General features: G+C 56.0%; 22 protein-coding genes and 1 pseudogene. 8 read left to right on the forward strand and 15 right to left on the reverse strand.

The window, feature by feature from the left end; genetic code table 11:
• Window positions 1-217 precede the first annotated feature (217 nt).
• The 11 genes from ACR0J8_RS19650 to ACR0J8_RS19700 all read right to left on the reverse strand — a co-directional run bounded on the left by ACR0J8_RS19650 (window position 218) and on the right by ACR0J8_RS19700 (window position 12,115).
• Entirely contained in the window at window positions 218-1,726 is a 1,509-nt protein-coding gene (locus ACR0J8_RS19650; RefSeq protein WP_480891754.1) for an aldehyde dehydrogenase (NADP(+)), read from the reverse strand.
• 3 nt (window positions 1,727-1,729) lie between these two features.
• Window positions 1,730-2,725, reverse strand: a complete 996-nt coding sequence (locus tag ACR0J8_RS19655; RefSeq protein ID WP_480526689.1) for a 4-hydroxythreonine-4-phosphate dehydrogenase PdxA — start codon at window positions 2,723-2,725, stop codon at window positions 1,730-1,732.
• Window positions 2,726-2,728: 3 nt separating this feature from the next.
• The gene (locus tag ACR0J8_RS19660; protein ID WP_170613893.1) at window positions 2,729-3,439 is read right to left on the reverse strand and encodes a GntR family transcriptional regulator; all 711 of its coding nucleotides are present in this window, start codon (window positions 3,437-3,439) and stop codon (window positions 2,729-2,731) included.
• Between the two features lies 1 nt (window position 3,440).
• Window positions 3,441-4,355 carry a dihydrodipicolinate synthase family protein gene (locus tag ACR0J8_RS19665; RefSeq protein ID WP_480891759.1) on the reverse strand — a complete coding sequence of 305 codons (915 nt, stop codon included), beginning with the start codon at window positions 4,353-4,355 and terminating at the stop codon, window positions 3,441-3,443.
• A complete protein-coding gene (locus ACR0J8_RS19670; protein WP_480526686.1) occupies window positions 4,352-5,527 on the reverse strand; it encodes an L-rhamnonate dehydratase in 1,176 nt (391 codons plus the stop codon). Before ACR0J8_RS19670 ends, ACR0J8_RS19665 begins: the two co-directional genes overlap by 4 nt.
• 2 nt (window positions 5,528-5,529) lie before the next feature.
• Window positions 5,530-7,029 (reverse strand): tripartite tricarboxylate transporter permease, encoded by a 1,500-nt coding sequence (locus ACR0J8_RS19675; protein ID WP_170808133.1) that lies wholly within the window; start codon window positions 7,027-7,029, stop codon window positions 5,530-5,532.
• A 5-nt stretch (window positions 7,030-7,034) separates the two neighbouring features.
• Window positions 7,035-7,520 (reverse strand): tripartite tricarboxylate transporter TctB family protein, encoded by a 486-nt coding sequence (locus ACR0J8_RS19680; protein WP_170613889.1) that lies wholly within the window; start codon window positions 7,518-7,520, stop codon window positions 7,035-7,037.
• Between the two features lie 68 nt (window positions 7,521-7,588).
• The gene (locus ACR0J8_RS19685; RefSeq protein WP_480526685.1) at window positions 7,589-8,539 is read right to left on the reverse strand and encodes a Bug family tripartite tricarboxylate transporter substrate binding protein; all 951 of its coding nucleotides are present in this window, start codon (window positions 8,537-8,539) and stop codon (window positions 7,589-7,591) included.
• A gap of 499 nt (window positions 8,540-9,038) precedes the next feature.
• Entirely contained in the window at window positions 9,039-10,562 is a 1,524-nt protein-coding gene (locus ACR0J8_RS19690; RefSeq protein ID WP_480526684.1) for a tripartite tricarboxylate transporter permease, read from the reverse strand.
• A 1-nt stretch (window position 10,563) separates the two neighbouring features.
• Window positions 10,564-11,055: a tripartite tricarboxylate transporter TctB family protein gene (locus ACR0J8_RS19695; protein ID WP_170682454.1), complete on the reverse strand. Its 492-nt coding sequence runs from the start codon at window positions 11,053-11,055 to the stop codon at window positions 10,564-10,566.
• A gap of 76 nt (window positions 11,056-11,131) precedes the next feature.
• Entirely contained in the window at window positions 11,132-12,115 is a 984-nt protein-coding gene (locus tag ACR0J8_RS19700) for a tripartite tricarboxylate transporter substrate-binding protein (RefSeq protein WP_170613885.1), read from the reverse strand.
• Between the two features lie 108 nt (window positions 12,116-12,223).
• Here ACR0J8_RS19700 and ACR0J8_RS19705 point away from each other — a divergent pair, with 108 nt between their 5' ends.
• From ACR0J8_RS19705 to ACR0J8_RS19715, 3 genes are read left to right on the forward strand one after another with little or no spacing between them, the layout of a single operon-like run.
• Window positions 12,224-12,892 carry a response regulator transcription factor gene (locus ACR0J8_RS19705; RefSeq protein WP_480526681.1) on the forward strand — a complete coding sequence of 223 codons (669 nt, stop codon included), beginning with the start codon at window positions 12,224-12,226 and terminating at the stop codon, window positions 12,890-12,892.
• Window positions 12,885-14,234, forward strand: a complete 1,350-nt coding sequence (locus ACR0J8_RS19710; protein WP_480526756.1) for a sensor histidine kinase — start codon at window positions 12,885-12,887, stop codon at window positions 14,232-14,234. The genes ACR0J8_RS19705 and ACR0J8_RS19710 overlap by 8 nt, the downstream gene beginning before the upstream one ends.
• Window positions 14,213-15,220: an ABC transporter substrate-binding protein gene (locus ACR0J8_RS19715; RefSeq protein WP_480891764.1), complete on the forward strand. Its 1,008-nt coding sequence runs from the start codon at window positions 14,213-14,215 to the stop codon at window positions 15,218-15,220. The genes ACR0J8_RS19710 and ACR0J8_RS19715 overlap by 22 nt, the downstream gene beginning before the upstream one ends.
• 146 nt (window positions 15,221-15,366) lie before the next feature.
• Here ACR0J8_RS19715 and sigZ read toward each other — a convergent pair whose 3' ends face one another.
• Complete coding sequence (gene sigZ / locus ACR0J8_RS19720; protein WP_480526679.1) at window positions 15,367-15,924, reverse strand: RNA polymerase sigma factor SigZ; 558 nt, start codon at window positions 15,922-15,924, stop codon at window positions 15,367-15,369.
• A 131-nt stretch (window positions 15,925-16,055) separates the two neighbouring features.
• Here sigZ and ACR0J8_RS19725 point away from each other — a divergent pair, with 131 nt between their 5' ends.
• Together ACR0J8_RS19725 and ACR0J8_RS19730 are read left to right on the forward strand one after the other, a co-directional pair.
• On the forward strand, window positions 16,056-16,766 hold the full coding sequence (locus ACR0J8_RS19725; protein ID WP_480526677.1) for a glutathione S-transferase family protein: 711 nt from the start codon (window positions 16,056-16,058) through the stop codon (window positions 16,764-16,766).
• Window positions 16,767-16,853: 87 nt separating this feature from the next.
• A complete protein-coding gene (locus ACR0J8_RS19730; protein ID WP_480891768.1) occupies window positions 16,854-17,897 on the forward strand; it encodes a PLP-dependent cysteine synthase family protein in 1,044 nt (347 codons plus the stop codon).
• A 165-nt stretch (window positions 17,898-18,062) separates the two neighbouring features.
• Here the strand turns inward: ACR0J8_RS19730 and ACR0J8_RS19735 are convergent, their stop codons facing one another.
• Both ACR0J8_RS19735 and ACR0J8_RS19740 read right to left on the reverse strand, forming a co-directional pair.
• Window positions 18,063-19,079 (reverse strand): GlxA family transcriptional regulator, encoded by a 1,017-nt coding sequence (locus ACR0J8_RS19735; protein WP_480891771.1) that lies wholly within the window; start codon window positions 19,077-19,079, stop codon window positions 18,063-18,065.
• Between the two features lie 95 nt (window positions 19,080-19,174).
• A pseudogene (locus ACR0J8_RS19740) lies at window positions 19,175-19,880 on the reverse strand (Na+/H+ antiporter NhaC family protein); the annotation flags it as partial.
• Between the two features lie 286 nt (window positions 19,881-20,166).
• Between ACR0J8_RS19740 and ACR0J8_RS19745 the strand changes: the two are divergent.
• Entirely contained in the window at window positions 20,167-20,322 is a 156-nt protein-coding gene (locus ACR0J8_RS19745; protein WP_480891782.1) for an integrase core domain-containing protein, read from the forward strand.
• Between the two features lie 368 nt (window positions 20,323-20,690).
• Here ACR0J8_RS19745 and ACR0J8_RS19750 read toward each other — a convergent pair whose 3' ends face one another.
• Complete coding sequence (locus tag ACR0J8_RS19750) at window positions 20,691-22,043, reverse strand: tetratricopeptide repeat protein (RefSeq protein ID WP_480526670.1); 1,353 nt, start codon at window positions 22,041-22,043, stop codon at window positions 20,691-20,693.
• A gap of 163 nt (window positions 22,044-22,206) precedes the next feature.
• Here ACR0J8_RS19750 and gntH point away from each other — a divergent pair, with 163 nt between their 5' ends.
• Together gntH and ACR0J8_RS19760 are read left to right on the forward strand one after the other, a co-directional pair.
• Window positions 22,207-23,538, forward strand: coding sequence for a guanitoxin biosynthesis MBL fold metallo-hydrolase GntH (gene gntH, locus ACR0J8_RS19755; RefSeq protein WP_480526668.1), 1,332 nt, complete (start codon window positions 22,207-22,209; stop codon window positions 23,536-23,538).
• 69 nt (window positions 23,539-23,607) lie between these two features.
• The gene (locus ACR0J8_RS19760; RefSeq protein ID WP_480526666.1) at window positions 23,608-24,408 is read left to right on the forward strand and encodes a hypothetical protein; all 801 of its coding nucleotides are present in this window, start codon (window positions 23,608-23,610) and stop codon (window positions 24,406-24,408) included.
• Window positions 24,409-24,441 lie beyond the last annotated feature (33 nt).

Consider the following 24,441-nt stretch of genomic DNA (forward strand, 5'->3'; position numbering starts at 1 on the left):
TCACTGTGGAGCGGCTCGCCGAGCTAACCTTTCCCGACAAGAGCAATGTCATCGGCCGACGATGGTTTGTTTTACGGCCCGCGCCGCCGCACAGTTGCTCCAGCAAAGTCAGCGCAACCGGCCCTTCCGGATCGACACATCTGAAGGCTGATGATGAACTGTGACGAACCCGGCCGATTCCGATTTCATTTGCCTCTCCCGGAAACGACAGACGAGGCTAGAACTGCTCTGGCAACATTACGTCCGGTACGTCCTGGAAGCATACAGGCCGCAAGAAACGGCGAATGGCCAGTGTACCGACGGATGTTGCCCCAAAGTTCGTGGAAGCCGGGTATGGACCTCCATGTACCATTGTGTCGCTGACTTCCACACCAGTCGGGAAGCCGTTTACAAGGATCCGGCCAGCTTTGCGTTCAAGAACTGGCAACAACGTTTGCGCAATTTCCGCGTCATCTGAATCCATGTGCAGCGTACATGTGAGCTGCCCCTGCAGGGACATTGACACTTCTCGCACCTGGCCGATGTTTTCTGCGACTACCAGGAGCCCCAATGGCCCGAAAACCTCGTGTCCCAGTGTTTCACTGCCCAGCCAATCCTGCGCCGAGACCTGATAAAGGAACGGGGCTGCCGTTCGCCCGTCGGACGCGGTTGCCAGCAATTCGGTAACAGACGGTTCTGCAGCAATCATCGACTGACCGCTACGGTATGCCGCCGCAATGCCGTCTGTCAGCATGGTTTGTGGGGCGGTGTTCTTCAAGCCTTCGACTGCTGCCTTGGCGATTTCTTCGGCGTGGTCCTTCAAGACGACTGCAATGCCGGGGTTGGTGCAGAACTGGCCCGCACCCATCGTAAGCGAACCTGCCCAACCGGCGCCAATCTCAGCACCCCGTGTCGCCGCGGCTGCCGGCAGGATGAACATCGGGTTGATTGAGCCTAGCTCACCAAAGAACGGAATGGGTTCAGGACGCTGCGCACAAAGATCGAACAGTGCCCGGCCACCGGTCAAAGAGCCGGTAAACCCTACCGCTCGGATCAGCGGGTGTCTCACCAGTGCCTGCCCTGCCGCCATCGTGTCACCGTGTACGAATGAGAAAGCGCCAGGATGCGTGCCCGTCTTGTCGATTGCGCCCTTGATGGCTTCTGCAACAATCTCTCCGGTCCCCGGATGCGCGGGATGGCCTTTGACCACAACAGGGCAACCGGCGGCCAGCGCCGAAGCGGTGTCGCCGCCAGCGGTTGAGAACGCAAGCGGGAAGTTAGATGCCCCGAAAACGGCAACCGGCCCGATAGGGCGCTGTACCATTTTCAGATCAGGACGCGGCAAAGGGGCTCGATCCGGCAACGCTTTGTCATGGCGGCGGTCCAGATAGTTACCTGACAGTATATGAGAGGCGAAAAGGCGCAACTGGCCTACGGTACGACCCCGCTCTCCCTGAATCCGAGCTTCGGGAAGGCCGGTTTCCTGCGTGCCAATTTGGGTAATGAGATCGCCGCGCGCGTCGATCTCATCAGCAATCGCATTCAGCAGGGCCGCGCGGTCTTCGCGGGTGGAATACCCAAAGCTCCAGAATGCCTCTTCGGCGGCTTGGACCGATGCGTCGATATGGGCGGCGGTTCCGGATGAAAATTCATGTGCGTCCCCACGCGCCGGGGAGGATAAAAATTTCACGTCTCCAGCGATCCATTCACCTGCAATCAGGTGTTTTCCGTGCGGCTTGAAAGTCATGTTTCAGTTGTCCCAATGCGTGACCATGTCACATGCGATGTCAAAAGCAGCGCGGGTTGCGCCGACATCCGCACAGCCCTGGCCTGCGATATCAAACGCCGTTCCGTGGGCCGGAGTGGACACGGGGAATGGCAGCCCACCCTGCACCGTCACACCACGGTCAAAGCCAAGCAGTTTCAGCGCTATCTGACCCTGATCGTGATACATCGTCACAACCGCGTCTATTTCCTTGGCAACCGCCTTGAGGAACACGGTGTCGGACGGCCACGGACCATCAACTGACATCTGCCCCCGCGCCAGTTTGCGGATTGCCGGTTCGAGGATGTCGATCTCCTCGGTGCCGAAATTTCCACCGTCACCGGCATGCGGATTGATCGCGGCCACTGAAATCCGAGGGCGATTTAAACCAGAACGGCGCAGTGTGTTGTGGATCAGATGCACCGCTTCGGCAACGCGTTCTTCGCTGATCATGTCGGCCACGTCACGCAGGGCGACATGACTGGTCACGCGGCTGGTCCACATGCCGTCAAGCGTGTTTAGTTCCGAGATGTAGTTCGCCACGCCCAGCTTTTCGGCCATGTAGTGAAGCTCGTCATCATGACCCAGCCCCGCCAAGTGCATCGCGGCCTTGTTGAACGGTCCAAATACGATGGCGTCAATCACACCGGAGCGCGTCAGTTCCAGAGCGGAATCCAGCGTTCGCAGAACCGATGCTCCGCCAGCTTCGGTCACTTCGGCAACCCTCACTTCGTCAGGCGCAATCGTCTCCATCTCGTGCAGGGCGAACGCAGGGGCTTGGGTCCAGTCGCCCGACACGTCTACGGGGGTCAGGTCATAAGTTTCACCGGCGACGGTCTGTCCCGTTTCAAACACATGCCTGTCGCCGATCAGCAGAATGTCCGCCGCCTCGGAAACGCCCTCCGAAGTCAGCAACCGTGCGATCAGTTCCGGCCCGATGCCGCTTGGATCACCGGGGATAATACCAATTCTGGGCTTCATCTTTCAGTCCTCGGACTTTGCTCCACTGCTTTGGGCGTGAAGGCGTTCAATATTCTCGATTGTACTATTCAGGTGATCGCGCAGCGCCCGCCGCGTCGCGGCTGCGTCACGCTTTTGTAGGGCGTCAGTGATCCGCGAGTGTTCGGACAGAGTATTGTCACGGCGATCAACCTGTTGCGACGACAAGAAACGTGCACGCCAAAGGCGGGCGTTATATTGCCGGTGCGTTTCGATAAGGGGCTCATTCCGGCTGGCTTCAACGATGGCCGCGTGAAACTGCATGTCGAGTTGAAAGAACTCCAGCGGTTCGAGCTTTCCGGAACCTTTGGACATACGAGCGCCCAAACGAACGATTTCGGCTATTTCAGCCATCGTTGCTTCGACGCAGGCGATTTCACCCGCCAACGCTTCGAGAGCGCCCAGGACCGAAATATACTGCGTCAACTCGTGCAGAGAAGGGTCGGCAACGTGCGGGCGCCGTGTGGCCGAGTACTCCACCAACCCTTCAACTTCGAGCAACCGCAAGGCTTCGCGCAAAGGCGTACGGGATACGCCGAGCGCCTCGGCCAGATCACGTTCGGGAATTGCCGTACCGGGGGCAAGCTTACCCAGCAGAATAAATTCGCGCAGGTTGTCGGCGGCTTCTTCGGCAAGTGTCTTGCGTGGCTTTACACCACCTTCTTCTTTCAGGCTATCAATCCAGCTCTCGCTCAAATCACTTCCCCCAGCTCAAAACCATAGGATCCAACGGCCGCAGCAGGTCGATCAGACGCGAGCGGATGGCGGGATGCAACGGCGGAATTGGGTGGCGGCAAAATTCTGATTTGATTACGCCGCCTTCGACCATCGCGGCCTTGCACGATTGCCAGCCGCATTGACGGTTTTCGTGATTAATTGCCATGGCTACTCGACCATATGCGGCTGTCGCTTCGTCGATGCGTCCGGCATGGTGGTGGGTCAGCACCGGTTTGATCTGATCCACGATCATGCCCGAGGTCATCGAACCTGTTGCACCGGCATCCAAATCCGCCAGAAGGGTGATGGCCTCTTCGCCATCAAAAGGCGCTTCGATTGCGTCGCCACCCTGTTCTATCAGCGAACGGATCTTGTTGGCGGCACGGGGACATTCGATCTTGAACAGCTTCACGTCCTCAATCTCTTGTGCCATGCGCACCAGCAGTGGCACAGGCAGATCCACGCCGGAAAGTGGTGCATCCTGCACCATGATCGGAATGCCGACCTCGCCAACGGCTGCGAACTGCTCGAAGCTCTGTTCGGTTGTGCCTTTCAGAAGTGCACCATGATATGGCGGCATCATCATTACGATGTCAGCCCCCAATTCCTTGGCGAATTGCGCACGCTCGACGGCGATCTGCGTGGCATAGTGGCTGATCGTTACGATGACCGGCACCCGTCCTGCGATATGTTCGACCGAAAGCCGCGCCAGTACTTCGCGTTCGGCATCCGAAATCAGAAACTGCTCCGAAAAGTTGGCCAGAACGCAGATTCCATCCGCTCCTTGATCAATCAGGCAGTCGAGCACCCGTTTCATACCTTCGAGATCAAGTGTCCCGTCATCATTGAACGGCGTTGGCGCAACCGGCCAGATACCTGCGTATTTCCGGTTCATTCCGTCACCTCGAAGTCATGCAGATGCTTGTCCGAGATCTCGATCCCGAGGCCGGGCTTGTTGTCGTCCAGATCCAGATAGCCATCCACGGCATCCGGGTCGCCTTCGAAGATGTAATAGAACAGCTCGTTTCCGACCTCGACGTCGAAGACCGGGAAGTATTCGCTGATCATGCAATTCGCATTGGCCATAGTCAGGTGATAATTGTGCATCTGACCTGCATGCGGGATGACCGGAACCTGGAAAGCTTCGGCGACGGCGTTGATCTTTTGCGCGGCCGTGATGCCACCCACGCGGTTCGTGTCATATTGCAGCACACTGACAGCTTTTTTTTGGATCAGATCCTTGCAGCCGATGAGCGAAAATTCATGCTCCCCGCCCGAGATGGGCACGATATTCATGGCATTCAGTTCACGGTATCCTTCCACATCGTCGGCAATCACCGGTTCTTCCAGCCAGCGCGGTTCGTACTTCGCAAGCTTGGGCAGCATCCGCTTGGTGTAATCGACGTTCCAGCCCTGATAGCATTCCAGCATCAGGTCTACATCATAGCCAATAACTTCACGCACCGCTTCCACGCGTTTGAGGTTTTCCCGCATGCCGGTCATGCCGTCCTTGGGGCCCCAGCCAAACCGCATCTTGTAGCCTTGATAGTTGTTCTTCCTGGCCTCTTCCGCCTCGGCCTGCATCGCTTCGATGGGCCCCGAATAGAGCTTAGAATAATAGACCGGTATCTTTTCCTTGGTGCGACCGCCCAGCAACTTGAACACAGGCTTGCCCGCCAGTTTGCCCATTAGGTCCCAGATGGCGATGTCGATGGCCGAAATCGCTGTCATTCCAATACCCTTACGGCCCCATGCGTGCGAGCGGCGGTACATCTTTTCCCAGAGGTAGGCAAAGTCGAACGGGTCTTCGCCGATCACCATGGGCGCGAACCATTCGTCGATGGCCTTTTTCACAACACCTGGCGCTAGCGCAGCGTTGCCGATGCCGACTGTGCCATCTTCGGTTTCAATCTCGCAGGTCAGCCACTGGTGAAAACGGAAAGAGGACATCGCATCGCCCTTTTCCCACAACAAGTCGCTGGCGTTGGTGCAGAAATTACCCTGCGGTGGAACGGTCTTGCCTTTCCAATTCCAGACACGGGTGCGGACGGATTTGATCTTGGTCATTGTTATTCTCCGGTCGACTTAAGCGGCGAGCGTTGTTTGAAAAGGCGTCCCCACAGCAGCGGGCCAAACAGAGCCAGGACCGTAAGAACAAAGAAGAAGAGCGTCAGCGGACGGGTCAGCATGAGCCACCATTTTTCGTCCAGCATCACCATCGACTGACCGAGGCGTGTCTCCAGCATACCGCCCAGGATCAGGCCGATGGCCATGGGCACCACGGAAAAACCATAACGGCGCATGAAGAAGCCCAGTATCCCCGAGCCGATGGCGATCCAGACATCCAGCATGGATTGTTCCAGCGCATAGGCACCCACGATCGAGAAGATGAAGACACAAGGCCACAAGATCTGGATCGGGATCAGCGTGACGCGGGCAAAGATCTTGGCACCCCACAGTCCGATGAAGAAGAACAAGATGTTCACCAGCATCATCGACCAGAAGATTGCGAAGGCAAAGTCGGCCTGTTCGGTAAACATCGTCGGGCCGGGTCGCAGGCCATGCACCATCAGACCGGCGAGGATCACAGCAGCCGTCGGGCTGCCAGGTATCCCCAGGGCAAGCGTCGGAACCATCGCCCCACCCGTGGCCGAGTTGTTTGCGGCCTCGGACCCAGCGATACCTTCGAGAGAGCCGTTGCCAAACTCTTCAGGCCTCTTCGACCAGCGCTTGGCCTCGTTATAGCCGATCATCGAGGCTACCGTCGCACCTTCAGCTGGCAGAATGCCGATAAACGTGCCAATACCGGACGACCGCAAAATGGTTTTCCAAACCCGCGAATAGTCTTCGCGCGATGGCAAGCGGATGGCTTTCATTATGACGCGCTTGCGCTCCACATGCAGGTTATCGGCCTGGACCAGCAGTTCTGAGATGCCGAACACACCGATCATGACGGGCACAAATGGAATACCTTCGCTCAGCTCGTTCAGGCCGAAGGTGAAACGCTCGATCGAGGTCAGCAGATCGATGCCGACAGTTGCGATCAGCACGCCAAACGCGCCGGACAGGATGTTCTTGACCGGCGATCCATCTCCAATTGTTGCCAGCATCGACAGACCGAAAACTGTCAGCGCAAAGTATTCAGGCGGTGCAAAGTTATACGCAGCCCGCGCCATCAATGGGGCAGCGGCCATCAGGCACACGACCGAGATAATTCCACCAATGGTCGAGGAGACAGCGGCCATCCCCAGCGCGCGGCCTGCCTCTCCCCTTTGCGCCAAGGGATAGCCGTCCAAGCAAGTGGTGGCACTGGCCGACGTCCCGGGCGTATTGATGAGAATTGCGGTGATCGCTCCGGCAAAAGTCGCCGCGCAATAAATTGTCGTCAGGATCGCAATGGCCGGAATGGGCTCCATCGTGATCGTAAAGGGAAGAAGCAGCGCAACACCTGTTGTCGCATTCAACCCCGGGAGAGCGCCGACCAACACCCCGCCCAGAGTCGCTGCAAATATCAACGCCAGCAGGTTGGGATCAGCAAGAGCCAAAAGGCCGTTCAGAGCAGCATCCATTGTCTTTACCCGTACCAGAGGTTGGTGAGGATCCCGCGCGGGAAGCGGACCTCGAATATGCCGTTGAACAGGAAGAACACCGCCAGCGGCGCGATGATGCCGACCAGTACAAGTGCCCAGACACGCCGCTCACCCCACAGGGCCGCGAGCGACACGGCAAACAGGCCCAACCCCAGAAAGAGATCAATCTCGGCGATCAGCAGGAAACCGATCAGCAACCCGATTGTGGACTGCACAAGTCGCGAGAGCCTGGCAGGTGCCTCATCACGGTCCTTAAAAAGCAACCAGACTGACAGTAGAACGATCAGGCCGATAACCAACTGAGGGAAATCAGAGGGCTGCATGCCGCGTTTCAGGATCGGCGGGACGCGCTCGAATTGCGTCGAAAGCCAGAAGGCCCAGGCGCAAAACACCAAGATCCCCAGCGGGACAGCAAACTGCGCGAAGCCACCCTTTGGACCATGTCCGGTATTGTCATTGGACTTTTGCATTCTTTGTACCCGTCCGCTGGAAAAGTTAGCGCGGCAAGCACCTGACCGGCCGCGCTAAATGGTTCAGATTACTCGATAAAGCCCAATTCTTTCAGAGCGGATTCCATATCGGTGACCATAGTGGTGATCTGGTTGCCCCACTCATCGGAACCCACGACCGAAGTGCTGTCCAACCCGACGGATTCCAGGAAGCCTTGGTATACGCCATGGTTCATGGACTTCAGCAGGGAATCCTCGATCTTGACAGCAACATCATCGGGCGTGTCGGCGTGAACAACAAAGCCGCGAACGGTCGAGAAACTGACATCAATGCCCATCTCCTTGGCGGTTTTCACATCTGGCAGACCTGCCATACGCTCGTTGGCCAAAACAACGATGGGGCAAACGTCGCCTGCGTCGATCTGAGATCCGGCTTCGGCCAGGTTCAGAACAGCCGCGTCAACCGCACCTGCAACCAGTTGGGTCGCCAGTTCACCACCGCCTTCGAAGGGAACAATTTTCGGGGTCTGCATGCCGCCTTTCTTGGTGAACATGAACGCCGATACGTCGTCAATGTTGCCCAGGTGGGTGGTGCCATAACTGATTGGTGCTTCTTTCTGAGCTGCAACAAAGGCTTCGGCATCCACATATGCACCGCAACGTACCATCAGGATCTGCGGGTCATCGGTACCGCGGGCGATCGGGCGGATATCGTCCAGAGACATCTTGGTCTTGCCTTTTGCAACTGTCGCCGCGTGACCGATGGTGAAGGTCAGGATCGTGTAACCATCCGCCGGGACGGTCAGGTAGTGGTCCATGGCGACTGCACCGCCGCCACCTTTCTTGTTTACGACAACCATGTCGGTGCCCAATTCGCGACGGGCACGCAGCATCATCATGCGAGTGGTGACGTCCGTACCACCACCGTTTCCGGCATGGGTCACGACCTCGATGGTTTTGGATGGGTACTCATCAGCGGCGGCGATGGTCCCGGTCAGGGTCATGGCTGCAACCGAAACGGTGGCAAGAAACTTCATCATTTATCGATCCTCCTAAGTTCTCGAACCGGGCCTCCTCAGATCCGATTCGCAATCTCGCCCGGATTTCGTATCAGGTATTTGGAATTTGGTATACCAATTTTTTTCTTGGGGATGCGTGCCTGAAAACGCAGGTACGGGAAACAGCAAAGTTGCTTCGCTCATGTATTCAGATGAGCGGTCGACCCGTTCTCAAGGCTGGCTTTGAACAGCGCAGCAATTCCAAAGGCTTTTGCAAAAATTGAGCGAAAGTCTATGTATAAGTGAGGCCAGCAACGCGCGCGCAGCAAACTTCTGCCATCAGCGCTTTCCAAATGTTTGAAGCGTGAAAATAAATGGCCGCTTTGGACACGCGGACGCTTGCCAGCAGCCCCTCAGGGACCGCCATATGGACTTTGCGACCTTTTCATCGAACCCCAGGAACATCAGCTTTCGCTGTTTGGCAACGGACAGCACAACGGTCTGTTCATCCAGTCTCTTGAACCTTCATCGACAAAAACAATCAGTCACCATCGGCGACGCCTTCTGCCCGTGCAAGCGCTCGGCGCTGGCGATAGCTGGGAAGGACGACCAATACGACGGCCAGCACCAGCAGTCCCAAAGTCATTGGACGTTCCCAGATAAAGCTTACTCCGTCATACAGTTGCATCGCGCGCGAGAAGTTGTTCTCCAGCAGCGGGCCAAGGATGAACCCGATCAGCAGGGGCGCAAGCGGGTAGTCGGCAAACCTCAGCAACGTGGCGCAAACTCCAAAACCGACCAGAATAAGCAGTTCGGTCGCGTTGTTCTGCCCGATATAGGCACCCATAAGGGTGAAGAACAGTATGAACGGTATAAGGAAGTTGCGCGGTACGGCCAGAATCTTGGCGATGTAGGGAATAAGCGGAAGGTTCAGGATCAACAGAACCAGATTGCCCAGATACATCGAGATAATGACCGCCCAAAAGATCTGCGGTTCGTCGATCATGAGGCGCGGGCCGGGCGACACGTTCAGGGCAATCAACGCACCGAGAAGGATCGCCGTCGTACCAGACCCGGGAATGCCGAGTGTCAGGAGCGGAACAAACGACCCCGTACACGCGGCGTTGTTAGCGCTTTCCGGTGCAGCGATCCCCTTGACGGAACCTTTGCCAAATTGCTCCTGCTCTTCTTTGGACGCGATATTGCGCTCGACGGCGTAACCCAGGAAAGAGGCGATCGTCGCCCCAGCTCCAGGCAGTACTCCGATGAAGAACCCCTGAAGGGACTGACGTCCGATGACCGGGGTAATCCTGCGCGCCTCGTCGCGTGTGATCCTAAGGTCCTTGATCTCGCCGGCCTTTTCGCCATCACCCGTCTTGGATCGGTTCGGATCAAGCACCAGATAGATCGCCTCGGGCAACGCGAACATCGCCATGGCCAGAGTTATGAAGCCAAAGCCCGACTGCAAATCCATGATGCCCATCGTGAAACGCGGCGAATTGAACAAGACGCCTTCTCCGACGGTGGCCATGATTAGGCCGAGAAACGTCATCAACAACGCCTTGCTGACCTGCCCGGTTCCGGCAAAAGCCGCGATGGCCGAAAGCCCGACAACCATCAGGGCGAAGTACTCGGATGAGTGGAACAGAAGTGCGACTGAAGCCAGCGCAGGGGCAAAGATCATCAACAGGACCGCGCCAATCGTACCACCCGCAAAGCTTGAAATTGCGGCGACCGTTAACGCTTTGCCAGCTTTGCCCTGGCGCGTCATGGGGTAGCCGTCAAAGCTCGTGGCCACGGTTGAGGCAACCCCGGGCGCATTGATCAGGATCGATGAGGTCGAGCCCCCGAACACCGCGCCATAATAGACACCGGCCAGCAGGATCAGTGCAGCCGAGGGATCACCGATGGTGATTGCGACCGGGATCATGATTGCGATGATCGACATCGGGCCCAGGCCCGGCAACATGCCGATGAATGTTCCGATCAGGCAACCGCCGACAACCATTAGAATGTTGGTGAATGTGAAAGCCGTTGAAAGGCCCGTCATTAATCCTTCGAGCATCTCAAACTCCGTTCAGAAGTGATGGCATCGGGCTGAGGAAAATGCCCAGGACCACATCAACCAGATACCAGATACTGCCGGCCGCGATGGCCGCTACCACAGCCATCAGGACATAGCGGCGTTCCCCCAGAATGAAGTTACCGAAAGTAAGAAACAGGAACGTGGCCGCCAGGAACCCAAGCGGGCGGAGCAAAAAAGCATATGCAACCATGAGGCCTAACAGAGACAGCGCTTGCCCAACCTTGTACTCGCCCAATCGGGACAGGTTGATATCCGCGGCTTCCTCTTTCGCCGGGGCTTTCTCGAAGCCGAGCAGAATAGCCAGTGACAGCAATATTCCACCTGCGGCAAGAACCTTGGGAAATGTCGACGGCCAGAGCGGCCGCTGTTTCATGATCGGCGGCAGCAGATCGTCCATTGTGAAATAAGCCGCGTAGCCATAGGCAAGACATAGCATCAGGATGACAAGTGCTATCCAGCGATCAATCACCATCGACCTCTCCCTCTTTTATCGGTACCACGCCCGGGCCGTCCCGGGCGCATTTGTGTTTGGAAGCGAATTAGCGTGATCAGAGGAAGCCAAGCTGCCGCATCAGATCGCCGATAACCTTCTCCTGATTTTCCAGGAAGGTCTGGAAATCATCGCCGGGGTTGTGAATGTTCACCCAGCCGTTGCGCGAACGAACTTCTTCCCATTCGGGCGTGTCGTACATTTTGGCGATGGCCTCCTGATAGGCCGCCAACTGTTCGGCGGGCAGACCCGGAGCCGCAAAGAATCCACGCCAATTGACAAACGTTGTGTCGTTGCCTTGCTCGACCATGGTCGGTGCATCCGGATACGCGTCCACGCGATCCGAGGACGTCACTCCGATGATACGGACCTCTCCGGCCTTGGCCAGTTCCACGGCTTCGGAAAAGCCGGTTGAAACCGCCTGCACTTCGCCAGACAGCAAACCCGCCATCGTCGCGCCGCCGCCGTCATATGGGACATACTTCATCGCGACCGGGTCGGCGCCCGCCGCCTGGAACACCATCGCGGCAACCAGATGATCCATCCCGCCCGGGACCGAACCACCACCCACGGCAACACCCGCGGGATCGGCGTTGAATGCCTCGATCAAGCCATTGACGTCTTGAATGTCGCTGTCCGCAGGAACAACCAGCGCCGCGTAGTCACCGATAGTTCCGGCAACCAATGTCAGATCGCGGAAGCTTTGCGGGAAGACACCAGTCAATGAACGGATCACGATAGGCGTTGAGTTCACCATCAGCGTGCCGTGATTGCTGGCCGCGTTTTCGATCAGATAACCGATGGCTTTGCCACCACCGCCACCTGACATGTTCTCGTAGCTGGCAGTTCCAACAAGACCCGACTTGGTCAGCGCCTCGCCAGTTCCGCGCGCCGTGCCATCCCAGCCGCCGCCGGCACCGCCGGGGATCAGAAAGTGGATGCTGTCCACGACCTGGTGACCATCAGCAGCCGCCGAGCCGACAAGACCAAACGCCGCAACAGCCGCAAGTAGGGCCCGACGGCCCAGTTCGAAATTCGACATAATGTCCTCCCAATTGACAACCGTCCGCACTACGGATCAGTTGATGTGGGAGAATGCACACCAACCTGACACAGACCTGTCACGCAGAAAAAATCGTTCCAGAGCGCAATGAAGTTCCTTCTTGTCGAAGACAATCTTGACCTTGCCAATGCCATCGCATCACGCATGCGAATAGATGGTCATGTCATTGATCACGCAGAGAAACTTGAAGACGCCTCGGCCTTTGTTGCGACCGGGGAATATGATCTTATCCTGCTCGATATCATGTTGCCGGATGGCGATGGTCGCACGTTCCTTGAGAAGCATCGCGCCAGTGATTTGGACACTCCGGTCATCGTCCTGACCGCCCGAAGCCAGGTGTCGGATCGAATCGGTTCGCTTGATCTGGGCGCTGATGATTATGTCACCAAACCCTTTGATCACGCCGAGCTGGAGGCCCGTATCCGCGCCGTCCTGCGTCGCAGGTCCGGCAATGCTAGAACCAAGATCGAGATCGGTGGCGTCGTTTTCGACCCGGTCGCAGGCCACCTGACTGTCGGGGGTGAGGCCGTTACAATGCGCAATCGCGAACTGCGCCTTCTTGAACTGTTTCTCAACGCACCCGGCCAGATCTTTTCCAAGAACAAGCTGTCCGATCGGTTGTTTTCCTACGATGAGGACGTTTCGGAAAACGCGATCGAGGTTTACATTGGACGCCTTCGCAAACATTTGTCGGCCTCGAATTTGAGGATCACGACATTGCGTGGCCTTGGCTATCGATTGGACCAAGATGGATAGCGTTGCGGTATCAGGATCGCTCAGAAATCGGTTGGTGCTGACCCTGATCGGAGGCGCGGCGGTTCTCGCACTGGTCTTGTTTTTCGCCGTCCGAAACTTTGCGGTGCAGGTGGCGCAACAGGGTCAGGACAACATCCTTGACGCTTCGGTCACGTCGATGCTGGACGCCGCCACAATTCGGGATGGCACGGTCGAGCTTGACCTACCCTACTCGGCGTTTTCGATGCTCAGCACCCCGGCCGACGACCGCGTGTTTTATGCAATCCTGCAGGACGGCCAATTCCTGTCGGGCTACGAGGACCTGACATTTGCCGACGACCAGACATTTCAATCCGACAATATTCGCGGTTCAGATGTCCGGAAAATCAGCGCAAGCCGCACCTTGATCGGGGCGAACCGACGAACAGAAATCCAGATTGTCCTTGCGCAATCGCAAGACGCTCTTTCCGAAACACTCGACCAGATTTCACGAAATGCTGCCCTTCTCGGTATCGGCTTTTTTGCGCTGGCTGCTGCTCTGTCATTTTGGGCGACGTCGACCACAATTGGCCAGCTTGGCAAGCTGACGACATCCGTCGCGCGACGGGGGCCGCAGGACCTGAGCCCGTTCGCCAAACCAGTGCCAAGGGAAATGGCGCCACTGGTCAAGTCGCTCAACTCGCTGATGGGACGGCTGGACCAGTCCCTAAGCCAGTCCGAGGACTTCATCGCAGAGGCTGCGCACCGGGTCCGCACGCCACTTGCAACCGTCCGTTCCTACGCGGAAGCCACGTTGCAGCGTGTTGAAAAAGAGGAAAATCGCGAAGCCATGCGGTCGATGGTGAAGGCCATCGACGAAAGTTCTCGTGCGGCAGGGCAGCTTCTGGATCATGCGATGATCACATTCCGGGCCGATCATCTGGAACGGCAGGAGATCGACCTTGTCGAACTTGTGCGCGATCTGGTTTTGCGCCTGACGCCCATCGTGGAAATGAAAGATCTTTCTCTTTCTTTGGTAGGGGACGCGCACGTTCGTTATGCCGGGGATGCGATTTTGATCCAAAGCGCTGTGCGAAACTTAATTGACAATGCGATGAAATACGGACCCGTCGAAAGTGAGATCGAGATCACGGTTTCGAGCAAACCGACCCCTCGGATCACGGTGTGCGACCACGGGCCCGGTTTTCCATCTCATGAAATCGAAACTCTGACCACGCGTTTTCAGCGCGGGGCAAATGCCTCGAATACCATCGGCTCAGGACTAGGATTGACGATCGCGCGGGATGTCGCATCGGTCCATGGCGGCCAGCTAATTCTGAAAAACCGACCGGAGGGTGGCGCGTGCGTAACCTTATCGCTCTAGGTTTGATCTGGCTGTGCCAAGTCGGATGGGCGCAGGACTGGGAAGATCGGCAGATCTTCAACGAAACCCAGGCGGCCACGTCCCTGCGTGTAATCTCAAGCACAGACACGGACTTGTTCGCGCCACTGATCGAAGCCTTCGTCGCCAGCAAACCGGACGTGGCCATCGAATACCTGGTCACCGGAACAGCCGATATCGACCGGCGTTTTCGTGAGGAGCCCGAGGCTTTCGATATTGCCATTTCCAGCGCCATGGATTTGCAGTTGAAACTCACAAACGATGGCTACGCCCTAGCTCTTGAGGGCATTTCACATCCGGCCTGGGCGCAATGGCGGCAGAGCCTGTTTGCCTTCACCTCTGAACCAGCGGCCATTGTCATCAACCGCGCCGCCTTCAAAGGGCTGCCAATCCCGCAATCCCGGCAGGAGCTGATCGAGACGCTGCGTGTACGCCCAGACGTATTCAGAGGCCGGATTGGAACCTACGACGTCCGCCAGTCCGGTTTGGGCTATCTTTTTGCGACGCAGGACGCGCGGGCGTCCGAAACGTTCTGGAGGTTGATGGAAGTGATGGGCGGGCTTGATGCCCGGCTTTATTGTTGTTCGGGCGAGATGATCGACGACCTTACCAACGGAAAAATTGCCGTCGCCTACAACGTTCTTGGCAGCTACGCCGAAGCGCGCGCCGAAAGCCAGGACATCCTTGAAATTGTGCTGCCCTCTGACTACCCGACAACAATGATGCGGACAGCGTTGGTTTCAAGGGCATCCGGGGATCCGGCAACAGCCCGACGGTTCATCGAGTTTGTTCTGAAGTATCAATCCAACCCCACGGACGGAGCGCATACTCTGCCGCCGCTTCAGGAAAGAAAGAACGGCACGGAACACGCAACTATTGCGCTTGAACCCGCCCTGATGACATTTCTGGACACCCTGAAGCGAAACAAGTTTCTTTCAGAATGGGAAAATGCGCTGATTCACAACTGAGGTCCTCTGGCGGTTCTCAGTTTTTTCTGTCTTCGACCATTGGTCGATCTTAAGTGATTGATCCTTTTAGGCTACTGGCGGGTTTCGTATAATGCGCATCATCCCGTGATATGTTCAGGGGTCAAGGGCGGGTCCATGGTTGTGGTTCAACACGGGCCACAGTTTCCCACTTTGCGTTCATAGCCAGCAATGTTGCCCTTTTGATCCAAAGAGAAATCACAGCAATTCTCGAAAAGTTTGCGCAGTTGACGACGGCTGGCCTGCACCTGGGACTTCAATGTTGAGTAGCTGACACCGAGTTCGGCCGCTTGATCTTTTTGCGATACGCCCTGCAGGTCTATCCTGCGTAGCAGTTCGCCCATTTCGGGCGGCAGAGCATCTATGAAGGGTGCAACACAATTCTCCAGCACATGCTGGTCATTTTCATCCAGATCGCCGTACCAAAGGTCATCCGGATGAACAGTCCTTTGCCGACCTCTGCTTCGATAAAAGTCAGTGATCGTGTTGCTCGCAATCTGAAACAGCCACGATTTCAGGCTTTTGACCTCATTTGGACCGCTCATGCCCTGGTGGGCTTTCAGCAGGATCACTTGAAGCAAATCCTCTGCATCTTCTTCGTTCGGTACTTTTGAGCGAAGAAAGGCAAACAGGCTGGCCCGGTATTCCGACCAAACACTCTCGAGATCCGGTTTCGCTTGCGCCATCGGTAGCCACCCCATCAACGCCAAAAAACATCACTCAAGATCAACTTTTTGGAAGGTTTTTTCCCAATAGGTTCGTCTTTTTGCATCGCTGGTCGTCTTACAAGTCGGATCAACCAGAAAGGACTTCACCCATGATCAAGATCGTCAGTTTCAAGATCTGCCCGTTCGTTCAGCGCGTCACCGCGATCCTCGAAGCGAAGCAGGTTCCCTATGATATTGAGTACATTGACCTGAAGAACAAGCCCGCGTGGTTTCTCGATATCTCACCCACCGGCCAGGTTCCTGTATTGATCACCGAAAACGGCCAGTCATTGTTCGAATCCGATGCAATCGTCGAGTACATCGACGAGATCACGCCACCACTCCAGGAGAACTTGACGCCCGAGCAGCGCGCGACCAATCGGGCCTGGAGCTATCAGGCAACCAAACATTATCTGGTTCAATGCAGCACGATGCAAAACGCCAACAAAGAGGTTTTGGACGAACGCATGGCCAAACTCAGAAAATCCTTCGAAAAGGCCGAGCGCCAGTTGGGTCAAAGACATTATTTTTCGGGCGATACGATAGGAAACGTGGATATCGCCTGGCTCCCTCTGCTGCATCGCGCGGCTATTGTTGAGGATCACAGCGGCTACGACATGCTCTCGGATTTCCCGAAAGTAAAGGCCTGGCAGCAAGTGCTTTTGAGAAGTGGGATTCCTTCGAAATCCGTGCCTGAAGACTTTCACCGGAAGTTTTCTGACTTCTATCTGGCCGAACGGACCTGGCTGGGACGTGGGGCCAATCCGAACGAAGTCCCTTGCGAACCAACACAAACCAAATCGGTTGCGTGTTGTGGATAACATGACGCGTCGGATCCTGCCCATTTGCCATCTGCAAATGGGCGGGCGCATAATCGAACAGGATAAAACTGCGGACATGAGGGTGAAATGAACAGTTGGGTTGCGGGCGCTATCGCAAAGATCAATGCAGATGCACACAGGTCGGCGGATACACACCTGTTCAAACTGCCGGTTCCGCATCTGGAAGGCGTGGACATCTACCTGAAAGACGAAAGCACACATCCGACGGGCAGTCTCAAACATCGGCTGGCCCGATCCCTGTTCCTCTACGCCTTGTGCAACGGCAAAATCAAAGAAGGCACAACGATCGTCGAGGCGTCATCCGGCAGCACGGCGGTGTCCGAGGCCTACTTCGCGCGTATGATCGGCGTTCCCTTCATCGCTGTAATCCCGAGAAGCACCGCGCACAGCAAGATCAGAATGATCGCGTTTTTTGGGGGCCAAACGCATTTCGTAGACTCTGCACCGGAAATGCACGGCGCATCGGTTGAACTGGCCAGGTCCATTGGCGGCTACTTCATGGATCAGTTCACTTATGCAGAACGGGCCACCGATTGGCGCGGCAACAACAACATAGCGGAAAGCATCTACCGTCAGATGGAATGTGAACCTCATCCAGTGCCTGCGATGCTGGTGATGAGCGCGGGCACCGGCGGGACGTCGGCCACGCTTGGTCGTTTCATTCGCTATAAAGGGTATGATACCGCCCTGACCGTCGTCGATCCGGAGAACTCTGTGTTCTACGACAGCTACCTGACGGGAGACCGAAGCCTGACGTCTGAAACCTCCAGCCGGATCGAGGGCATTGGTCGACCCAAAGTCGAGCGCTCATTTCAACCAGATATCATCGACCGCATGATCAAAGTGCCGGACGCAGCAAGTGTCGCCACGATGCTCTGGCTGGAAAAGCGGATCGGACGACGCGCCGGCGCGTCGACGGGAACCAACCTTTGGGGTGCGTTGCAGATTGCAAACGAGATGATGGACGCCGGCCGGAACGGCTCGATCGTCACCCTGCTGTGCGACAGCGGAGATCGGTATCTGGATACGTATTACGATCCAGATTGGGTCAAAGCACATATCGGGGATGTCCAGCCCTTCGCCCAGGAGCTGGCCGGTGAACCAAGCTGAGGCCGGGGCTGTTCAACAATGCCTCACTGATCGACTTTAAACACTGTAAACCAAGGCTATGCGTCCGTTGTTTCAATGCGCGGACCCAAAGCGGACCCTGGCTGGCCGTACCGAATCTGTGTCAAAATCCAGAAGCCAAGAATTCAAACCCCGGCCAGACGCCAATCATGCACGCCTGTCCGACCACCCCCTTCTGAATGACGTTGGCGCCTCGCCGTAGCGTTTTTTGAACCGCACCGTAAGTTGGGTCGCGCTGCCAAAGCCCGTGGCGGCCGCGATCTCGGCAACCGTCATCTCGGTTTCGCTGAGCAACGCGTAAGCCCGCGAAACGCGCTGTTCGATGTAGAACTGCACAGGTGAAGTTTCGACATATTTTTGGAAAAGACGCTCCAACTGGCGACGAGATATCTGCACGGCTTCGGCTATTTCAGAGATGTCCAACGGATCTTCCAGGTTTTCCTGCATGATCTGCATGGCGTTGATCAGGTGCTGGTTGCGACTGCCCAATGCCACCGAGAATGCTGATTTCTGAAGCGTTTTACTATTGTTGGAGCGAAAGTGGATGCACATGTCTGACACGATGACCGCCAGTTCATTTCCAAAATCGGATTCGATCATGTCCAGCATCATGTCGGTAGCGGCATGGCCACCACCGCATGTCATAAGCTCATCGTCGATCTCGTACAAGTTTGCCGACGGTTCCAAATCATGAAAATGTTCGGCAAAAGCAGGATGGTTTTCCCAATGCAATGTGAACCGTCTGCCCGCCAGAACCCCGGCTTTTGCAAGGGCAAAAGCTCCTGTGCAAATACCACCCAGATTACACCCAAAGGTTCTCTGACGCCTGATCCACGCCAGAACTTTCGGGTTCGTACTTTCCGCCGGTTCAATTCCCGAACACACAAGCAGTCGCGAGGATCTCGGTAGATTATGCAAGGCAGAATCCGGCGTAATCTCTATCCCGTTCGAACAAGAAACCGGCCTTCCGTCCTCCGTGATCAGAAACCACCTATACAGTTCCTTGTTTGTAACCTGATTGGCGATCCTCAGGGGTTCCACCGCAGCGCTAAAGGCCAGCATGGTCAGCTTTGGCAGCAACAGGAAATAGATTTCCCTGGCCGACCCATCATACTCTATACGATAGCTGGCGGCACCCTTTGGGACAAAGTTTCTTGGGTTCATTTTGGCTGCTCCCAGCTTGGATCAGGACGGATGAAGGGCACCAACACCCATTGAGTTTTGGTGCAGGACGGTCAGGTGCTCATCTGCGCAACAGGTTAACCGCCTTCCTCCCTGGACCGTATCCCATCGTTGCTCGCTCTGGGTGAGAAGAGCCCGTCATGGCGTAAATGATACCAATGACTGGCGACGGCCAGCAAGCAAGCAAATGCGAGCGGAATATACAGCAGGTTTACGAAATTGCCGTCTGCGATACCCAAGCCAAGCGCCGCGCTAACGAACGCACCGCCCGCATTCAAAGGGATCAGCGGAGAAACCAATGTCCACCTTTCTCAAGGCCACGTTACAAGTTCAACGGGGAACAGCCCATGGCGCGACAGACCGGCGCATAAATTCGCCCCGGCAGTGCGATTGACGAATATGGATCACCCGTAACGGTATTGGTGGCAACGGATCTCAGGACCGCCGAGGTCGGAACACCGGCGAAGGTCTTTTCCTTTGGAAGGACCACTTTGATGATGGCTTTTAGGCAACTCACGCGTTCAAGCGCTCTACCGAAACCCGGGGCCTCCAGCAGCAGAGAGATCGTCCACATCATCGACGGAATGCCGGCGCGATTCAGCAGTGGATCGATCTCCGGAACCCCGGTATCGATCGAATAGCCGTTGTTGGCGAAAGTGAATGTCTCATGCAGTCCGGCCCCCTGACAGAATATGGCATGATGACGCCCGCAACGGCCCCAGCAAACAACGAAGGGATTTGAGGTTGTTTCATGACGGCCAGCGCGATGACCAGAACAGCCGGGAACCATCATACCGATGGAACACAGGCCAATCATGCACTAACAATCAAATTGGACCAGTCAGATCGGGCTGCTCAGAGAGAGTTGTCGGCAGGCGGGTTCCGTTATGCCGTTTCTGCACCGGAGCAGAAGGAGCCGCGTCGGTGCGGGGTACATCCGCTCAGACAAAGGACCGGAGTTTACTGGTAAAACAATGCAGGATTGGCTTTAACGAGTCCTCGTCAAGCGAATCCGCATCTATCAGAGGTCACTTTGGGAGAATGGATACAACGAACGATTTAATGACACATTGTACCGGGAAGTCTCAATGCCGAATGGTTCACCACAACCAAACGGGCCCGGATCGTCATCAACCACTGGCTCAAGCAGTACAATCGTCTGCGCCGTCACCAGGCGTTCGACGTGCGACAACCAATCCCGGAAACCGCATTAGAGAAACGCTAAATCAGTGGCCTAGAAACAGCGGACTAGCCAGACAAATGCGCTCTGGGTCAATCAAAACGGCGAAGCAACGGCAGAAGGCGGTATTTCCCGCGAGTTGCCCAATGTTACATAGCCCATTCCCGACGTAGTACTCAAACACAATCATGGAAGCAGCCCTTCAGATTGTTTTGATTCTTTCTTGCGCCCCCAGGACGACTGTGAATTCAGTCAGCCCGGTGATGTGTGGCTCTTGTCTGGTTGACGTTCGCAGAAACCGGGCTTGGAATGTTGGGGAACCGTTTCCCACTTTTTGGTCGGTTCTATTGACGGCGTGACGTCAACCAGAAGGCTCGCGCCGGTATAGTCTGCCACACGCGCAATGAGACAACTCATTGCTGGACTTCTTCCTGCTCGGCGGGACTGACCCAGCCCTGCTTTCGCAGTTCACGCAACACGGCTTCGGCGTTTTTGTCGTCTCTGTGAATACTTTTCAGCATCGCACCAATTGGTGCGCCTGGCCAGGCGCGCTCAAGCTCTGCCAACTTTGCCTGTGCGGCTTGATCGCGCCCCATCGCAGACAAGGCAGCCGTGACATAAGCCAGAGAAGGTGCACTCAGCGGATCCCCAAGTTGCTTGGCCTCTTCAAAGCGCTGAACCGTTTTTTCATACTCACCCAGATGAAAGTAGGTCGCGCCTGAAACGTTGCGATTGGCGAACCTTTGGTTGCTGGAATTCATAAGGGAAAGCCGGTCAGCTGTTGCGATTGCCTCCTCGAACTCGCCCGAAAACATAGCGACAGCCCCAAAAAAGTCGAGGACTGCGCCATCATTCGGGTCAAGTTGTGAAGCGCGCCTGCCGAGTTGTAACGCAGCATCGTGATCGCGATTGGCGAAATAGGCCCAGCTTTTGGCGGACTGGCTCCAGGCTTGGTCTGGTGCAAGGCTTACGGCCTGGTTTGCCAATTTCATGGCAGCATCGGCATATTCCGCTTTGGCGTCTGATGGTGGAGAAATCACTGAGAGCGACGCTAATGCCTGTGCTGCACCCGCGTAGCCACCAAAGTAATCAGGGTCCATCTCAATCACGCCTTCAAACACAGAAAGAACCAGTAACTGGCGCTGCCGGTCGAAGATCGGAAAGATCATTGTCCGTGCTTGTTGCGCCAGATTGAAGGCTTGCAAAGCGGCAGGGGACTTTTCGTAAATTGCGGCGCGCTGTAAAAATGCGTTCGTGTTCGTCTCAGGTGGATTGCTTAAGTCTGCCGAAGCGGGGTCTTTTCTGTCCGGAACAAGACTGACTGCGATCAGTGCGCCAACAACAGCCCCAAAACCGAACGCGCCGATGGGAAGGCCAAAACGTTTGGCGTCAGGTGAAAGCGACGCCGAACTCACTCTGGTGGCCGCTTCGAACCGTGGCCTGTACCCACCGCTGTCGATATGCAGGCGTACCGGGTCTTCTTTTCCAATGCCCTCGTAATGCAGTTCCAAAAATTGACGAAGCCGTCTGGCGTCCACGCGAACAACGTTTTCCGGATCGGTCCCTTCTGAGGTGTCACGGCCATAGACGTCTTGCGCTATTGTTTTCCCACGAATTTTTTCGCCTCGCCCGGCGAGCTCTTCGTCAACAATGTAGGTCAAAAAGGCCTGAAGTCTTTCGGACCCATCCATGTGCGCGTCCGCAAGCAATCTGCTTAGGGCGGCACGCTTGTCATTGTCCGGGATTTCTTCGGAACGCCTTACCATATTCTTATTCTTGCAATTATCGGAACGTGAGTCACCCCAGTACCCACCGTGAGTCACTTACATGCATGATCCTTAAGTGTCAGTTTGATGACCATAACAGCGGGATGGTGTGCCTTGGTGCTACTCCCGCTTGCCGCGCCGCTAAGCAATTGGAGGAGGATACATGGCCTATCGTTCGAACTACAGAAGACTGAGTAAGCATTTCGCAATTGGTTTGCTTTTCGGCGCCTGGGCCGTTTCTCCGCAAGCGTTTACGGAAGCACTAATTGGTGTTGTTACACCATCGGCGGCATACGCGCAGGAAACGGAAGACGTTTCTCCGACGATGGTGCGTGATCGTCCGAGGGATGTGTACTACCCAAACACCGAAGACCTGGCCGAAGATGAGATGCGGGTCATTGCGTGCGGGACCGGAATGCCCACAACACGGGCCGCGCAGGCTGCCGCGTGTTTCCTTGTGGAATTGGGCAACGGGAACAAGTTCCTGTTCGATATTGGCTCGGGTTCGGCCGAGCGGATTTCGTCTCTGCAGATTCCGTACAATTACCTGAACAAAGTCTTCATCGGGCATCTGCACACCGACCATTTCGGAGCACTGCACGATCTGTTCATAGGCGGAGCGCTGATGGGGCGAAATGTGCCGTTGCGCGTCTGGGGTCCGAGCGGGCCAGCCGAGGAACTTGGCACGGCCTATGCGTTGGATCATATGCAGAAGATGCTGACCTGGGATCTGGCCGGTCGCGCTGGTAACATTGATTTTCGTGGGTATTCGATGGAAGTTAACGAATTCGACTACCAACTGGAAAACGAGGTTATCTACGACGAGAATGGAGTCCAGATACGCACTTTCCCGGCCATTCACTCGATCGACGGTGCAGTCAGTTACGCGCTCGAATGGAACGGCCTGAAATTCGTATTCAGCTCGGACACCTATCCGAACACATGGTTCAAGGAATACGCAAAGAATGCCGATCTAGCGATCCACGAGTGTTTCATTGCGGTGCCAGAACTCGTCGCCAAGATGAAGTTTACGCCCGAGTCGGCTTTGTTAGTCGGGACACAAGTTCACACTGCGCCCGAAGCGTTCGGCAAAGTGATGAGCGATATCCAGCCTCGCATGGCTGTCGCGTACCATTTCTTTAACGACTTCGACACGGCTAATGGCGTGTATGAGAGAATTCGATCCACGTATGACGGCCCCTTGAGCATGGCGGATGATTTCATGGTCTGGAATGTGACTAAAGACGACATCACCGTTCGAATGGCGGCCACTGAAGAACGCACATGGTCGCCGCCCCTTGCCGCTCCAGCGATCGCGCCGGACCCGGCAGACAAAACAGCTTACGCCGAGCAGGTGGGATTGGCCCCGGAGGTTATGGAATTTTCCGATTTCACAAAGGGTGGTTTTGATGATGTCGACGACGTCTTGAGACCCATCTACGAAGAAGCTTCGGAAGCCTTGGGGCAGGAGTTCCCGTATCCCGGCGACAACTAAAACCAAATTTGACCGGTACGTGCTGAGCAGCACGTGCCGGTTTTTTTGAATAATGCACGGGGCGTTGCGATGCGAAGTATCACGAATAAATTGATCTTGACTGTCGGGCTGATCGTAGGTTTTGCGGAAGCCGCAAGCGCTCAGTCCCTTTCCAGATCCGAGAATGATGAAGGTGGTTGGCGACACTCGATCACGCCTTATCTGTTCCTTCCCCTCAGCACGACGGGAACCTCGACCATTGATGGCACAAGCGTCGATCTGGACCTGAGCCTGAGTGAGGTTCTGGATGTGCTGCAGGGGGCCGCCTCGGTACGCTATGAAGGCTGGAACGGAGATTTCGGGATCATCTCCGAGGTCTACTATGTGAGGCTTGGCGGCGACGGCACCCTGCCCGGCGGAAGGGTGGGTGTCGATGTTGATGTCCGGCAAACCTTCGCCAATGTTCAGGGTGCTTACCGATTTGCGAACGGGGTCAATGCCTCTGGCAGGCGCTACGCGGCAGACGCCGCAATTGGTGTACAGTGGAACCGGTTAAAGCAAGAGATCGACATTTCCGGCCTTGGCCCGGGCATGACGCTGGGCGGAACCGAAGACTGGTTCGAGCCAATGATCGCGCTTCGCTATGCGGTGGAAATCAACGACAAATGGAGCTTTGCCAGCCGCGCCGAACTAAGCGGATTTGGTGTGAATGGCGATGACCTGCAGTATCTGTTTCTTGCCGGCTTCGACTGGAAAGGTTGGGAGAACACGTCCCTGCGGTTTGGCTATCAATTCTACGGAATTGACTATTCCACAAACCGTTCGGGTGGGGAGTTTGCCTATGACGTGGATCAGAATGGCATTTATGCTGCCGTCGCGTTTCATTTCTAAGTTTGGCGCCACTTGCACCATTGGGGTCTTTTT

This window comes from Ruegeria sp. N11 (genome assembly GCF_056531525.1).